The 15,368-nt window shown below is 72.9% G+C and carries 10 protein-coding genes; 5 read left to right on the forward strand and 5 right to left on the reverse strand.

Features of this window, described 5'->3' with window-relative positions; genetic code table 11:
- Positions 1–35: 35 nt before the first annotated feature.
- The gene (locus OHS33_RS20245; RefSeq protein ID WP_330331816.1) at positions 36–218 is read left to right on the forward strand and encodes a ribbon-helix-helix protein, CopG family; all 183 of its coding nucleotides are present in this window, start codon (positions 36–38) and stop codon (positions 216–218) included.
- Between the two features lie 34 nt (positions 219–252).
- On the opposite strand, the gene OHS33_RS20250 is transcribed toward OHS33_RS20245, so the two are convergent.
- Positions 253–1,692, reverse strand: a complete 1,440-nt coding sequence (locus OHS33_RS20250) for an NCS2 family permease (RefSeq protein ID WP_330331817.1) — start codon at positions 1,690–1,692, stop codon at positions 253–255.
- Between the two features lie 188 nt (positions 1,693–1,880).
- Between OHS33_RS20250 and OHS33_RS20255 the strand changes: the two genes are divergently transcribed.
- Entirely contained in the window at positions 1,881–2,204 is a 324-nt protein-coding gene (locus OHS33_RS20255; protein WP_330331818.1) for a DUF2530 domain-containing protein, read from the forward strand.
- A gap of 94 nt (positions 2,205–2,298) precedes the next feature.
- Positions 2,299–4,767, forward strand: a complete 2,469-nt coding sequence (locus tag OHS33_RS20260) for a cation-translocating P-type ATPase (protein WP_330331819.1) — start codon at positions 2,299–2,301, stop codon at positions 4,765–4,767.
- 269 nt (positions 4,768–5,036) lie between these two features.
- On the opposite strand, the gene OHS33_RS20265 is transcribed toward OHS33_RS20260, so the two are convergent.
- The 4 genes from OHS33_RS20265 to serC all read right to left on the reverse strand — a co-directional run bounded on the left by OHS33_RS20265 (position 5,037) and on the right by serC (position 11,284).
- Positions 5,037–8,339: a sacsin N-terminal ATP-binding-like domain-containing protein gene (locus OHS33_RS20265; RefSeq protein WP_443065326.1), complete on the reverse strand. Its 3,303-nt coding sequence runs from the start codon at positions 8,337–8,339 to the stop codon at positions 5,037–5,039.
- Between the two features lie 105 nt (positions 8,340–8,444).
- On the reverse strand, positions 8,445–9,065 hold the full coding sequence (locus OHS33_RS20270) for a class F sortase (protein ID WP_330331820.1): 621 nt from the start codon (positions 9,063–9,065) through the stop codon (positions 8,445–8,447).
- Positions 9,058–9,879 (reverse strand): hypothetical protein, encoded by an 822-nt coding sequence (locus OHS33_RS20275; protein WP_330331821.1) that lies wholly within the window; start codon positions 9,877–9,879, stop codon positions 9,058–9,060. Before OHS33_RS20275 ends, OHS33_RS20270 begins: the two co-directional genes overlap by 8 nt.
- Before the next feature lie 286 nt (positions 9,880–10,165).
- On the reverse strand, positions 10,166–11,284 hold the full coding sequence (gene serC / locus OHS33_RS20280) for a phosphoserine transaminase (RefSeq protein ID WP_330331822.1): 1,119 nt from the start codon (positions 11,282–11,284) through the stop codon (positions 10,166–10,168).
- 85 nt (positions 11,285–11,369) lie between these two features.
- Here serC and OHS33_RS20285 point away from each other — a divergent pair, with 85 nt between their 5' ends.
- Positions 11,370–14,201 (forward strand): FAD-binding and (Fe-S)-binding domain-containing protein, encoded by a 2,832-nt coding sequence (locus OHS33_RS20285; protein WP_443065327.1) that lies wholly within the window; start codon positions 11,370–11,372, stop codon positions 14,199–14,201.
- A 71-nt stretch (positions 14,202–14,272) separates the two neighbouring features.
- Positions 14,273–15,223: an EamA family transporter gene (locus tag OHS33_RS20290; protein ID WP_330331823.1), complete on the forward strand. Its 951-nt coding sequence runs from the start codon at positions 14,273–14,275 to the stop codon at positions 15,221–15,223.
- The last annotated feature ends 145 nt before the right edge of the window (positions 15,224–15,368 follow it).

Raw genomic sequence — 15,368 nt, forward strand, 5'->3', positions numbered from 1 at the left:
CACGCGTCCACGCCCCGTGCCCCGACCCTGTGGGCATGGGGACACATGTGCTCAGCATGCGGATAGACGGAGAGCTGCTGGACCGGCTCCGGGACCACGCCTCGAAACGCGGAATGAGCGTCCAGGACTATGTGGTCCGGACGCTCATTCGCGACGACTTCGACGAGCGCTTCAAGGTGGCGGTCGACGAGACGGAGAAGTTCTACGGCCTCACGTGAGGCCGTGCTGTGCCTACGCGAGGCCTTGCCGTGCCTACGTGAGGCCCAGCGCGGGCATCGCGTAGTAGAAGACGAACACCGCCGACACGATGTACATGGCCGCCGGGACCTCGCGGCCCCGGCCGGTCGCCAGCCGCAGCACGCAGAAGCTCACGAAGCCGATGCCGATGCCGTTGGTGATCGAGTAGGTGAAGGGCATCATCGTCATCGCCAGGAAGGCGGGGACGCCGATGGTGAAGTCGCTCCAGTCGATGTCCTTGACCGAGCCCGCCAGGATCAGGAAGCCGACTGCCAGCAGTGCGGGGGTCGCGGCCTGCGACGGGACCATCGTGGCGAGCGGGGTGAGGAACAGCGCCACCGCGAAGAGACCGCCCGTGACCACGTTCGCCAGGCCCGTACGGGCGCCCTCGCCGACTCCCGCCGTGGACTCCACGAAGCAGGTGGTGGCCGAGGAGGAGGTCGCTCCGCCGGACGCGACGGCGAGGCCGTCGATGAACAGGACCCGGTTGATGCCGGGGAAGTTGCCGTCCTTGTCCATGAGCTTGGCCTCGTCGCCGACGCCGAGGATCGTGCCCATCGCGTCGAAGAAGCAGGACAGCAGCACGGTGAAGACGAAGAGGATGCCGGTCAGCATCCCGACCTTGCCGAAGCCGCCGAACAGGCTGACCTCGCCGACGAGTCCGAAGTCGGGGGCGGCCACCGGGTTGCCCGGCAGTTCGGGGACCGTCAGGCCCCAGGCCTCGTTCGGCAGCTTGGTGACCAGCTGTACGACGACCGCGACGACGGTCATGGCCACGATCGAGATCAGGATCGCGCCGGGCGTCTTGCGGATGATCAGCGCGAGGGTGAGCAGGACGCCGACGACGAAGATGAGCACGGGCCAGCCGTGCAGGTGGCCGTTGCCGCCCAGCTGGAGCGGGACCGTGGTGTGCGCGAGGTCGGGGATGCGGGAGATGAAGCCCGAGTCGACCAGGCCGATCAGCATGATGAAGAGGCCGATGCCGATCGCGATGCCCTTGCGCAGGCCCAGCGGCACGGCGTTCATGACGCGCTCGCGCAGTCCGGTGGCGACCAGCAGCATCACGACGAAGCCGGCCAGGACCACCATGCCCATGGCGTCGGGCCAGCTCATCCGCGGGGCGAGCTGGAGGGCCACGACGGTGTTCACGCCGAGGCCGGCCGCCAGGGCGATCGGCACGTTGCCGATGACGCCCATCAGCAGGGTGGAGAAGGCCGCGGTCAGCACGGTGGCGGTGACCAGCTGGCCGCCGTCGAGCTGGTGGCCGTACATGTCCTTCGCGCTGCCGAGGATGATCGGGTTCAGCACGATGATGTACGCCATCGCGAAGAACGTGGCGAAGCCGCCCCGGACCTCGCGGGCGACGGTGGAACCGCGCTCCGAGATCTTGAAGTAGCGGTCGACGCCGTTGGTGGGCGTCGGAGTGGGGGCCGCGGCGGGTGCCGAGGTGCTCATGCGGTCCTCAAACTGGTTCGTTTCGGTGGGTTCGTACGAACGAATCCCGTCACAGGCAAACCGTTTCAGTATGAACAGATGAGAAGTGTGGCGTCCATCTCCGCGCGTAGAGCCATGCGGCACTTGGGCCAGTGCGACCGACTGCGGGCCCCGGACCGGCCCGCGCGGCCGCCCAATAGACTGGTGACATGGCGAAATGGACCGCACAGCACGAGGCGCCCGAGCCCCTGGAGGGCCCGATCGTCGCGACCGTCACCGGTGGCACGATCCTCTGGTTCGCGCTCTTCCTCGTCCAGCTGCCCTTCTACGGCTGGTTCGCGGACCGCGACCTGCTGTGGTGGGTGTGGTGCTGCGCGGCCGGCGGAGTCCTCGGCCTGATCGGCATCTGGTACGTCCGCGGGCGCGACGCGGCCCTCAAGCGGCACGCGGCGGAAGCCGCGGCGGCCGCCCTGGCGGCCGAACAGGCGGAAACGGCCGTGGTCAACCCCCCGGGGAACCAGACCGCCGGGTAAAGGGCGTACCAAGGGACGATTCCCCTCATCCCGAAGTCGGATCTTCGGACCGCTCGGCGGGTGAACCGTTCGAACGCCCTTTACCGTCGAAAGCATGACGCAGCGGGCGAGGATCGATTCCGACGGGCCGGAGCCGGGCGGCACCAACGCCGGCACCACCGCCATCGACGCAGGGGCGGAGCTGGATCCGGTGCACCCGGTGTCCCCGCCCGCACCCCGGTTCCGGGCCGGTGGTCTGAGCACCGCCGAAGTCGCGGAACGCGTCGCCCGCGGCGAAGTCAACGACGTCCCCGTGCGCTCCTCGCGCTCCACCCCGGACATCGTCCGGGCCAATGTCTTCACCCGGTTCAACGCGATCATCGGCGTGCTCTGGGTGATCATGCTGTTCGTCGCGCCGATCCAGGACAGCCTCTTCGGCTTCGTGATCATCGCGAACACCGGCATCGGCATCATCCAGGAACTGCGCGCCAAGAAGACCCTCGACGGCCTCGCCGTCATCGGCGAGGCCAAACCCAGCGTCCGCCGCGACGGCACCACCGCCGAGATCTCCACCTCCGAGATCGTCCTCGGCGACGTCATCGAACTCGGCCCCGGGGACAAGGTCGTCGTCGACGGCGTCACCGGCGAGGCCGACGGCCTGGAGATCGACGAGTCCCTGCTCACCGGCGAAGCCGACCCGGTCCTCAAGAAGCCCGGCGACCCCGTCATGTCCGGCTCGTTCGTCGTCGCGGGCGGCGGCGCCTTCACCGCCACCAAGGTGGGCCGCGAGGCCTACGCCGCCCAGCTGGCCGAAGAGGCCTCCCGCTTCACGCTCGTCCACTCCGAGCTGCGCACCGGCATCTCCACCATCCTCAAGTACGTCACCTGGATGATGATCCCGACCTCCATCGGCCTGATCATCAGCCAGCTCGTCGTCAAGGACTCCAACCTCAAGGACTCCATCGCCCGCACCGTCGGCGGCATCGTCCCGATGATCCCCGAGGGCCTCGTCCTGCTCACCTCCGTGGCCTTCGCCATCGGCGTCATCCGGCTCGGCCGCAAACAGTGCCTCGTCCAGGAACTGCCCGCCATCGAGGGCCTCGCCCGCGTCAACGTCGTCTGCCTCGACAAGACCGGCACCCTCACCGAGGGCGGCATGGACGTCACCGAGCTGCGCCCGCTCGGCGGCGCGGACGCGGCGTACGTCAAGAAGGTCCTCGGCGCCCTCGGCGAGTCCGACCCGCGCCCCAACGCCAGCCTCCAGGCCATCATCGACGCCTACCCGGACAGCGAGGAGTGGCGCTGCACCGAATCGCTGCCCTTCTCCTCCGCCCGCAAGTACAGCGGCGCCAGCTTCAGCGAGGGCGACGGCGAGAACTCCACCTGGCTGCTCGGCGCCCCCGACGTCCTGCTGCCCGTCGGCGACCCCGCCCTCGACGAGATCAACGAGCTGAACGAACAGGGCCTGCGCGTCCTGCTGCTCGCCCGCTCCGCCCGCGAACTCGACGACGAGCAGGTCACCAGCGCCGTGAGGCCGACCGCCCTGGTCGTGCTGGAACAGCGGCTGCGCCCGGACGCCGCCGACACCCTGCGCTACTTCGACGAGCAGAACGTCCACACCAAGGTCATCTCCGGCGACAACGCGGTCTCGGTCGGCGCGGTCGCCGCCAAACTGGGCCTGCCGGGCGCCGAGAACACCGTCGACGCCCGCAGCCTGCCGACCGACAGGGAGGAACTGGCCAAGGTCCTCGACGAGAACTCGGTCTTCGGCCGGGTCACCCCGCAGCAGAAGCGCGACATGGTCGCCGCCCTCCAGTCCAAGGGCCACACCGTGGCCATGACCGGCGACGGCGTCAACGACGTCCTCGCGCTCAAGGACGCCGACATCGGCGTCTCGATGGGCTCCGGCTCCGAGGCCACCCGCGCGGTCGCCCAGATCGTGCTGCTCAACAACAGCTTCGCGACCCTGCCCTCGGTGGTCGCCGAGGGCCGCCGGGTGATCGGCAACATCACCCGCGTCGCGACCCTGTTCCTGACCAAGACCGTCTACTCGGTGCTGCTGGCCGTCCTGGTGGTGTGCAGCCAGGTCGAGTACCCCTTCCTGCCGCGCCACCTGACCCTGCTGTCCACGCTCACCATCGGCATCCCGGCCTTCTTCCTGGCCCTGGCGCCCAACCGGGAGCGCGCCCAGCCGCACTTCGTGAAACGCGTCATGCGGTACGCCATCCCCGGCGGCGTGATCGCGGCCGTCGCCACCTTCGTGACGTACCTGATCGCCCGCGCGCACTACACCGGCGCGGACTCCCTCAAGGCCGAGACCAGCGCCGCGACGCTGGCCCTGTTCCTGACCTCGATGTGGGTGCTGGCGATCATCGCCCGCCCGTACACCTGGTGGCGGGTCGCGCTGGTCGGCGCGATGGGCGGGGCCTTCCTGATCGTCCTGGTGGTGCCGTGGCTGCAGGACTTCTTCCAGCTGAAGCTGGAGGGCGCCGCGATGCCGTGGACCGCCGTCGGCATCGCGGTGGCCGCCTCCGCCCTGATCGAGTTCGTCTTCCGTCAGGTCGACCGCCGCTTCCCCGCCTGACGGCCTCCGGCCCGGGGGCCCGCCATTCCAGCCTCGCCGGCGTTTGAGGCGCCGCCGGAGGCCGTACCGGGCGGAGCGCCGGTGTGGGTGCCGGTGGGTGTCCGGGCCGTGGCCGGGTGGGGCCTCCGGCGGGCCCTCAATCGCCGGGCGGGCTGGATTGGGCGCCTGCCCCGGCCCCCGGGCAGGAGGTCGGGCTGGATTGGGTGCCTGCCCAGGCCACGGGGCGGGCTGGAGTGGGCGGCCGCCCGGGCCACGGGGCGGGGCGGGGGTCAGTCGAACCAGCGGTCGCGGGCCAGTTCCGCTGTCCGCGACGGGTCCTCCAGCAGCGCCGCGACCTCGAAGCGGCGCGGCCACTGGCCCGCCGCCCAGGCCAGGCCCGCCGCCACGCCCTCCAGGGTGGCCGCGTGCAGGGTGCCGTCCGGGGTGCGCCGCCAGTCCAGCTCGACCCCGCCCGCGAGCAGCTCCTCGTGCTCGACGTACGTCGCCGGAGTGGCCGGGCCCAGCAGGACGCGCACCGAATCCGGTACGTCGTGCTCCTCGCCGGGGGCGTCGACCTCGGCCGCCACCGTGTCCGAGAGGCGGCGCACCTGGAGCAGCTCCGCCAGGTCGGCGGCCCGCGCCGGGGCCACCGGCAGCAGGGGCAGGCCGGCCGTCAGCGGGAGCAGGTCCGGGGCGTCGGCCACCAGCGCGTCGGCCGCGTCCACCACGACCACCTCCCCGTCCACCACCGCGCGCAGCGCGTCGGGCAGGGTGACCTGCTCGGGGTCCAGGTCGGCCAGCGCCCCGTACAGGGCGTGCAGCTGGTGCCCGCCCACCTCGCGGTCCGGGTCGGCGAGCCGTCCCAGCAGCTCGGCCGCGCCGCCGGGTTCGTCGAGCAGGGCGGCCACGGAGGTCCGTACGCCCAGCGCCCGCAGGACCTGCTCGTCCTCGAAACCGGTGGCGTCGGCCGGGGCGTACAGCCCGGCGAGCAGCGGGTCCCCGCCCGCCGAACGCAGCCCGGCCGGGCGGCGGCCGTCGAGCACCGGGTGATCGCGCAGCCACCACGCGGTGTACGAGCGCACGGACTGCGTGGTGCCGTCCGGGAGCAGTACGCGCACGGGCTGGGTCAGGGCGTCCCGCAGCGGCGGCTGCGCGAGCATCGCCAGCGCGCGGGGCCAGCAGTCGTCATCGACCAGGTCCAGGTCCCGTACGGCGATCAGCTCGGTGGCGACCGGCGGGACCGGGGTGTCGGGGAACTGGTCGAGCAGGTCCTCGCACCACACGTCGACCGCGTCCAGCAGCCCCGCGTCGTCCGGCTCGGCGAAGTCCCCGTCGCGCGGCTCCAGTTCGTCCGGGTCGAGCACCACGTCGGTGGCCCGCACCAGCTGGAATTCGGCGAGCACCCCGCAGGCGGTGAGCGCGTCCGCACCCCACTTCGCGGCCAGTTCACCGTCCACGTAGGGGATTTCGTCCTCGCGGATCACCGAGGCCAACGGGCTGCCCGGGAGCAGGAGTTCACCGGCCGGGGTGAGTTCGCCGTCCTCGTCGGGCAGTGCGAGGGCGCCCAGCCACGGCTCGTCGCCGGGCGCCAGGGCCGCGTCACGGACCAGGCCGAGCACGATGTCGGCCAGCTCGTCGGCGTCCGGCGCGTCCTCGTCCCAGATCTCGCCCGCGTCCAGCGAACCGGCCACCGCGGCCCGCACCTGCGGGGTGGTCAGCACGGCGCGCGGGGTCGCGGGCAGCGCGCCCAGCTTCTCCAGCAGCGGGTGCGCGGCGTCCGGGTGGGCCACCTTGAGGCCGAGCCGGGTCAGCCCGGCCGGGGTGCCGGGGCCGGGGAGCAGGATGTGCCGGGGGCCGATGGCGGTCCGGATCCGGGAGGCGGCGGGCCGCTCCGGGCCGTCGAATCCGTCCAGGTCATCGAGGCCGCCGAAGCGGTCCGGGGCGTCGAAGTCCCGTACCGCCGCGGCGTCTTCGGCTTCTCCGTCCGCCGGGGCCAGCGGCACCGGCAGCCCGGACAGGCGGTCCGGGTCCACGCCCGCGAGGGTGTCGTACAGCCGGTACCACCACCGCGGCGGCCGGTCCGCGCCCGCGATCCGCTCGATGGCGTCGCCCAGCGGGAGCCGGCCGACGCCCAGGGTGCGCAGCTCGGCGCGCCGCTCCAGCCCGGCGGGCAGCAGGGTCGGCAGGACCTCGGCCAGGACCCGTACGGTGTCGGCGCCCGCGCCCTCCACCACCTCGGCCTCGAAGGGCCGCAGCGCGGCCCGGCCCCCCTCGGCGTCCCCGCCGGTCGCGGGGGAGGGCGCGGCGGCCGGGGCGAGGAACGCCGTCCGGGGCAGCCGCTCCAGTACGGCGGCCCGCAGCGCGCCGTCCAGCTCGCCCTTGCCGAGCGGCCCGGGCACCAGGTCGACCAGCGCGGTGCTCACCGGCTCCCACGCGCCGAGGAGTTCGGCGTAGGCGTCGGCGGCCCGCTGCACCAGGAAGTCGGTCAGCGGCCCCGGCGCGGGGTGGCGGCGGGCGGTGTCCAGCGGCAGGGTCGCGATGAGCAGCGCGGGGATGCCGAGCGGCTCGTCGGTGGGGGTCGGCGCGTGCACGACCGGCGCGGTGGCCGGGCGGACGGGCGCACCGTCCGCGTCGACGGGCACCGACCAGGACACCGTCCAGGCGGGCCGCAGCCGCTCCTCGACGGGCCGGTCCGCGAGGAGTTCGCGGGCGATGGCCCCGGAGTGGCGCACGGTCCGCCAGCGCCGGGAGCCGTTCCCGCCCACGCCCACGCCCGCGCCGTCACCGTCGCTGTCCTGGATGACCGTGTACGGGCCCTCCTCGCGGCGGCGCAGGGTCCGCACGCCCGCTGGGGTCTCCACGACCACCTCGGCCAGCCCGGGCAGGGTCAGCAGCAGCGCGTCGTCGATCCCGGCCAGCAGCCGCTCGACGAGGTCCGCGGCGGCCGGGTCGCGCAGCGGCAGAATGACCACGGTGTCGTAGCCGTCGGGCGCGGTGCCCTCGGCGGGCAACGGCAGCCGCAGCAGCGGCACGTGCCCGTCCCGGCGGCGCAGTTCGTCACCGAGACCGGGGCTGCCCTGGGAGGCGCCCCGGGCCAGCTCCCGGGCCTCGGCCAGGGACCAGCGGACGCCGCCGTGCCGGCCGACCACGGCGGGCTCGTCGGACACGGCGAGGACGGCCGCGAAGCCGACGCCGAACCGCCCGACGCTCTCCCAGGCGCTCTCGCCGGGCCGCTCCCCGGCGGCCTCGCGCTTGGCGGAGGCGCGCAGGGTGCTCAGGGACTCCACGCCGGTGGCGTCCAGCGGGGCACCGGTGTTGGCGACGGCGAGGACACCGTGACCGCCCTCCCCGGAGTGCAGGGTGAGCCGCAGCCGCCCGGGGGTGTGGGCCCGGGCTGCCGCGTCGGCCGCGTTCTGGGCCAGCTCCACGACGAGCCGGTCCCGGTAGCCGCCGAGCGCCAGGTCCTCCTCGGCGTTGGCGTCCTCCCGGAACCGGGCCGGGCCCGCGCCCCAGGAATCGAGGACTCCGCGTCGCAGCCGGGCCGTCCCGAAGGGGTCCACGCCGCCTTCGGCCGCCGTTACTCGCACGCTCACGCCGCTGCCTCCCAGCTGTACCGCATTCACCGAATGCCGAAGCCCCGAAGGTATCGCGGCCGGAGAGGCCCGGGCGCGCCGGGCCGCGCGCGGCTGGTCAGGGGGTTACACCTTGCCGGTGAGGTGGGCGAAGACCACGACGTTGGCGTCCCAGTGGCGGTCCGCGGTGAGCTTGCCGCCGCAGGTGATCAGGCGTAGTTCGGCCTTGCCGTGCGTGTCCCCGTACACCGTGTCGGTGGGGAACGCGTCCTTCTTGTACGTCTCCACGTGGTCCACCGCGAAGACGGCCGTGCTGCCGTCGGCCCGGTGGATCTCGATCTTCTCGTCCTTCTTCAGGTCCTTGAGGTTGAAGAAGACGGCCTTGGGGGCCTGCGGGGTGTCCATGTGGCCGACGACGGCCGCGGCACCCTTCTCACCGGGGGTGGGGCCCTCCTTGTACCAGGCCGCGTCCTTCGGCTTGGCGAAGTCCGGTTCCCGCATGACGCCCTGGGCGTCGAGGCCGACGGTGTCGAGGGCGGCGTCCACCTTGATGTCCGGGATCGTGATCCGGTCCGGTACGGACGGTTCCAGGACCGAGGCGCTCGAAGCGCCCGCCGGGGCGGCCTTGCCGTCACCACCGCTGCCGGCGCAGCCGGTGACGAGGACGGCGGCGAGGCCGGCGGAGCCCGCCAGGGCGGCCGCGCGGCGCGCGCGGCCGCCCTGGCGGAGGAGGAGCCGCTCAGCCATGGTTCGCGGTGTCCTCGGCGACGTAACCGACGGGAGCCTGCCCGGTGTTCACGGAGCCCTTGGGCTTCTTGTGCTCGCCCGGGTTCAGCGGCGTGATCTTCTTCGGGTCGGTCTTCTTGCCGCCGTTGCCCTCGGTGGCCTCGGTGGAGAACTTGACGGTGTCGAACTTCTTGCCGCCCGCGAAGGCGTCGACGCCGTAGTAGCCGGACTTGACGTCCTTGGCGACGGTCGCGGTGCCGGTCCAGGTGCCCTTGCCGTCGTTCTTCAGGTTCACCGTGCCGCCGAAGGCGCCGGACGTGACGTAGGCGCTCTTCTCGGTGGTCTTCACGGTGACGACGATCTTGTCGCCGGGCTTGCCGTGGTCCTTGGACAGGCTGAGCGTGGACTCGCCCGGCTTCGGGGCGTCGCCCTTGACGGTCAGCTGCGCGGAGGCCTGGAGCTTCTTGCCGTCGGGGCCCGTGCCGGTGAGGGAGACGCCGTAGGTCCCGGCGGACACCTTGGCGACCGTGGCGGTGGCGCCCCGGCCATCGGTCATCTTGACGTTGTCGAGGGCCTTGGAGGAGATGGAGAGGTTCGTGGAACCGTCCGGGACCTCCATCGAGAGCCGGATCGAGTCCCCCGTCTTGGCGCTGGAGGCCGAGAGCTTCAGGGCGACGGGCGCGGAGTGGGTGCCGGTGCCGGTGCTGGTGCCGGGGCTGGCGCTGGGGCTGCTCGAAGCCGAGGGACCGGCATCGGCGGCGAAGGCGACGGTGGGGACCGCCAGCGCCATCGAGGAGGCGAGGGCGATCGCCGAGAAGGTAAGTGCCTTGCGCATGGGATTTCCTCCTGAACGGGCCGGGGGCTCTTTCCCGGCACACCAGACATGAGGGACATCCCGGGTCGATCGGTTGCACCCCTCCGAGGAGCCGGGAGGGGACCCTGCCAAAGGTCCCGCCCCATAAACCCGCAGGCGGAGCCCCCTGCCCGGATCTCCCCTTGAAGGCGCCTTTGCCCCAATTTTTGGGACCAAAGTCCCGGCGGGGAACGTGGAAACGCGGAACCCCTGGTGACGTGGTGTCACCAGGGGTTCCGCGTACCTCGCCACGAGGCGGACCGTACGGTCAGAGCTTCTCGATCACGTAGTCGATGCAGGCGGTGAGGGCCTGTACGTCCGCCGGGTCGATGGCCGGGAACATTGCCACGCGCAGCTGGTTGCGGCCCAGCTTGCGGTACGGCTCGGTGTCCACGATGCCGTTGGCGCGCAGGACCTTCGCGATCGCCGCCGCGTCGATGTCGTCCGAGAAGTCGATCGTGCCGATGACCGCGGAACGCTTCGACGGGTCCGTGACGAAGGGCTCGGCGTACTTCGACGCCTCGGCCCAGCCGTACAGGTTGGCCGCGCTGGCCGACGTACGTCCGGTCGCCCAGTCCAGGCCGCCCTGGCCGTTCATCCACTCCAGCTGCTGGTTCAGCAGGAAGAGGGTGGACAGCGCCGGGGTGTTGTACGTCTGGTTCTTGACCGAGTTGTCGATCGCCGTCGGCAGGGAGAAGAACTCCGGGATGTGCCGGCCGGAGGCGTGCACGCGGGCCGCGCGCTCCAGGGCCGCCGGGGAGAACGCGGCCAGCCACAGGCCGCCTTCGGAGGCGAAGGACTTCTGCGGGGCGAAGTAGTAGACGTCGGTCTCGGTGATGTCCACCGGCAGACCGCCGGCGCCCGAGGTCGCGTCCACCAGGACGAGCGAACCCGCGTCGGCGCCCGCGACGCGCTTGATGGGCGCCGCGACACCCGTCGAGGTCTCGTTGTGCGTGTACGCGTACACGTCCACGCCCGCCTCGGCGACCGGCTCGGGGTGCGTACCCGGCTCGGACGAGATCACGGACGGCGCGTCCAGCCACGGCGCGAGCTTCGCGGCCGTCGCGAACTTCGACGAGAACTCACCGAAGGTGAGGTGCTGGGACTTCCGCTCGATGAGCCCGGCGGTCGCGATGTCCCAGAAGGCGGTGGAGCCGCCGTTGCCCAGGATCACCTCGTAGCCCTCGGGAAGGGAGAAGAGGTCCCGGACACCCTGGCGCACCGAACCGACCAGGTTCTTGACCGGGGCCTGTCGGTGGGAGGTACCGAGGAGGGAAGTACCGGTGGCGGCCAACGCGTCCAGCGCGTCCGTCCGCACCTTGGAGGGGCCCGCGCCGAAACGACCGTCGGCGGGCTTGATGTCAGCGGGAATCTGGATCTCAGCCACGAGCGGAGCGTATCGGGTCCCCGGGCGCTGTTCCGAAGCGCGTCCACCCGGTGAGACACCCGCCGCCGGTGGGAAGGTGTCCGTCGTGACGGCAACCGGGGATCTTGAACGGGCATTGCGGGTCGAGCTGCGCGGAGAGGTGGATTTCGGCGCCGCCGCCCGCGCGCTGACCACCATGGACGCCTCCAACTACCGCCGGGTCCCGCTCGGCGTGGTCGCCCCGCGCGACGCCGAGGACGTGGCCGCGGCCCTGCGCGTGTGCGCCGCCGCCGGAGTGCCGGTCGTGCCGCGCGGCGGCGGCACCTCCATCGCGGGCCAGGCCACCGGCACGGGCGTGGTCCTCGACCTGACCCGGCACATGAACGCCCTGGTGTCGGTGGACCCGGACGCGCGGACGGCGGTGGTCCAGCCCGGCCTGGTCCTCGACCGGCTGCGGGACGCGGTGCGCCCGTACGGCCTGACCTTCGGGCCCGACCCGTCCACGCACTCCCGCTGCACCCTCGGCGGCATGATCGGCAACAACGCGTGCGGCGCCCACTCGGTGGCCTGGGGCACCACCGCCGACAACGTGACCGAGCTGGCCGTCACGGCGTACGGCGGCGCCGCCCACCGGATCGCCGCCGGCTGGGCGGGCGCCCCCGCCGGACTGCCGGAACTGATCGCCGGGAACCTGGGCCCCCTGCGCACCGGAATGCCCCGGGGACTCCCGCGCCGGATCTCCGGCTACGCACTGGACGCGCTGCTGCCCGAGCGGGGCACCGGGCTGGCCCGGGCCTTCTGCGGGAGCGAAGGCACGCTCGGGGTGGTGACCGAAGCCGTCGTGCGCCTGGTCGAAGCGCCGCGCGCGCCGGTGCTCGTGGTCCTCGGGTACGCCGACGAGAGCGCGGCGGCCGACGCGGCCGCGGGGCTGCTGCCGCTCGGGCCGCTGACCGTGGAAGGGATGGCGGCCGACCTGGTGGGGGCTGCTGGTGTGGGTGCTGGGGGCCTGGGGCTGCCGCGCGGCGGTGCGTGGCTGTTCGTGGAGACACGGGACGCGGGGGCCGCGCGGGAGACCGTACGGGCCGCCGACGCGCTCGACGCGCGGGTGATCGCCGACCCCGCCGGGCAGCGCGCGCTGTGGCGGATCCGGGAGGACGCGGCCGGTACCGCGACCAGGGGCCCGGACGGCCGGATGGCCTGGCCCGGCTGGGAGGACTGCGCGGTCCCGCCCGCCCGGCTCGGCGCCTACCTGCGGGACTTCCGCGCCCTGCTCGCGGCGCACGGGCTGCGCGGAACGCCGTACGGGCACTTCGGCGAAGGCTGCGTCCACGTCCGCATCGACTTCGACCTGGTCACCCCGGCGGGCGTGGCCCGCTTCCGCACCTTCTCCGAGGAACTCGCCGACCTCGTCGTCTCCCACGGCGGCTCACTGTCCGGGGAGCACGGCGACGGGCAGGCCCGCGCCGAACTCCTGCCGAAGATGTACGGACCGGATGTGGTCCGGCTCTTCGGCGCGTACAAGGACGTGTGGGACCCGGCGGGCGGCATGAACCCCGGCATGCTGGCGCGCCCGGCCCGGCTGGACGAGAACCTGCGCTTCGCGGTGCTGGGGAGCGGGGAGGGGCTGACGGGGCTCGCGGGGGAGGTCGCGCGGTGCGTGGGGGTCGCGAAGTGCCGGTCCACGGAACCCGGCGTGGGCGTCATGTGCCCGTCGTACCGGGTCACGGGCGAGGAACGGCACTCCACGCGAGGCCGGGCCCGGCTGCTGCACGAGATGCTGGCCGGGGAGATCATCACCGGCGGGTGGCGCTCGGAGGAGGTACGGGAAGCGCTCGACCTGTGCCTCGGCTGCAAGGGCTGCCTCAGCGACTGCCCGGTGGGCGTGGACATGGCCACCTACAAGAGCGAGTTCCTGCACCGGCACTGGGCGGGCCGGATCAGGCCCCTGGCCCACTACACGATGGGCGGCCTCCCGCGGTGGCTGCGCCTCATCGCCGCACTGCGCGCCGCCCCGCTGGTCAACGCGGCCGGGCGGGTGGCGCGCGTACCGGGGCTCGCGCGGGAACGGAGCCTGCCGGAGGTGGCACGGGTGCCGTTCAGCCGGGGGTGGCCGGGTGGTTCGGGAGACTCCGGTTCCGGGTCCGGTTCTGGTTCCGGTTCCAGTTCCGGTTCCGGTGCGGGACTGGGGAGTGCGGATGTCCTGCTGTGGCCCGACACGTTCACGGAGTACCTGTCCCCGCAGGTCGGGCGGGCCGCCGTACGGGTCCTGGAGGCGGCTGGGCTGCGGGTGTCACCGGCCGGCGGGCCGGGCGCCCGCCCGGGAGCCGTCTGCTGCGGGCTCACCTACATCTCCACCGGCCGCCTCGACCGGGCGCGCGCGGTGCTGCGGCGCACGCTGGATGTAGTGGACGCGGTGGGTGAGGTGGGTGAGGTGGGTGAGGTGGACGGCGTACGGGCTCCCGTGGTCGTCCTGGAACCCAGCTGCGCGGCGGCGCTGCGCACCGACCTCCCGGCGCTGCTCCCGGACGACCCGCGGGCGGCCCGGCTGGCCGCGGGGGTACGGACCTTCGCCCAGGTCCTGGAGGAACGCGCCCCGCGGTGGCGGCCGCCCCGGCTGGAGCGCCCGGTGGCCGGACAGACCCACTGCCACCAGCACGCCGTCCTCGGCGACGGCGCGGAGCGGCGGCTGCGCGAGCGGGCCGGGCTGACCGGCGAGCTGAGCGGCGGGTGCTGCGGGCTGGCCGGGAACTTCGGATTCGAGCCGGGCCACCACGAGGTGTCCGTGGCCTGCGCGGAGGAACAGCTGCTCCCGGCCCTGCGGGCGGCGGGCGAGGAGACCGCCGTCCTCGCGGACGGCTACTCCTGCCGCACCCAGATCGCCCAGCTGGGCGGGCGGCGGGCACGGCACCTGGCTGAGCTGCTGGCGGAGGGGTTGTAAGGGATCTTGTTCGTCATCTTGTAAGGAAAGACACGGTCGCAGACTCCTTACCAACCCCTTAGCCTGGAGAGATGTCCGCACCCTCCTCCGCGCCGTCCTCGCACTCGACGATCCCTGCCGCCACCACTCCTGGCACTCCCGGGACGCCCGCGCCGCCCGCCGCCAAGGCGACCCGGTTCGGGCCGGTCGCGCTGGTCGTCTCGGCCGGGCTCTCGGTGCAGTTCGGCGCGGCGCTCGCGGTCATGATCATGCCGCGCGCGGGGGCGGCGGGCGTGGTCACGCTACGGCTGGCGGCCGCCGCCATCGTGCTGCTGCTGATCTGCCGGCCCAAGGTGCGCGGGTACTCGCGTTCCGACTGGAACACGGTGGTGGCCTTCGGCATCACCATGGCCGGCATGAACGGGCTGTTCTACCAGGCGGTGGACCGGATCCCGCTCGGACCGGCCGTCACGCTGGAGGTCCTCGGACCGCTCGCGCTGTCCGTGATCGTCTCGCGCAGGCTGGTGAACCTGCTGTGGGCGGGCCTCGCCCTGGCGGGCATCGTGCTGCTCTCCGGCCACGGCGGGGGCGGCGGCTTCGGCTCCCTCGACCTGGCCGGGGCCGCGTTCGCCCTGGGCGCGGGCGCCATGTGGGCGGCGTACATCGTCTTCAGCGCGCGCACCGGCCGCCGCTTCCCGCAGGCCGACGGCCTCGCGCTGGCGATGGCGGTCGCGGCCGTGCTGTCGCTGCCGCTCGGCATCATCGAGGCGGGCCCGGCCCTGCTCGTACCCAGCACCCTCGCCCTCGGCGTAGGGGTCGCGCTGATGTCGTCGGTGCTTCCGTACACGCTGGAAATGCTCGCCCTGCGGCGCCTGCCCGCGCCCACCTTCGCGATCCTGATGAGCCTGGAACCGGCCATCGCCGCGACCGCGGGCTTCCTGCTCCTCCACCAGGCCCTGTCCACGACGGACGCCCTGGCGATCGCCCTGGTGATCGCGGCGAGCATGGGCGCGGTCCGCTCGCAGACGCGCAAGCGGGGATAGGGGATAGGGGATAGAGGTGCTCCGCCTCCGCTCCCCGGCCCCTAAGTATCTTGACGTCGAGATTAATGTCCGGCAAGCTGCCGCTCGCTGGGTCTCTTGACGTCAAGAGACTTTTCGGGTGAGCGGGAGAGCGGGGGCGCGTGAT

This window comes from Streptomyces sp. NBC_00536 (assembly GCF_036346295.1).
GTDB lineage: Bacteria > Actinomycetota > Actinomycetes > Streptomycetales > Streptomycetaceae > Streptomyces.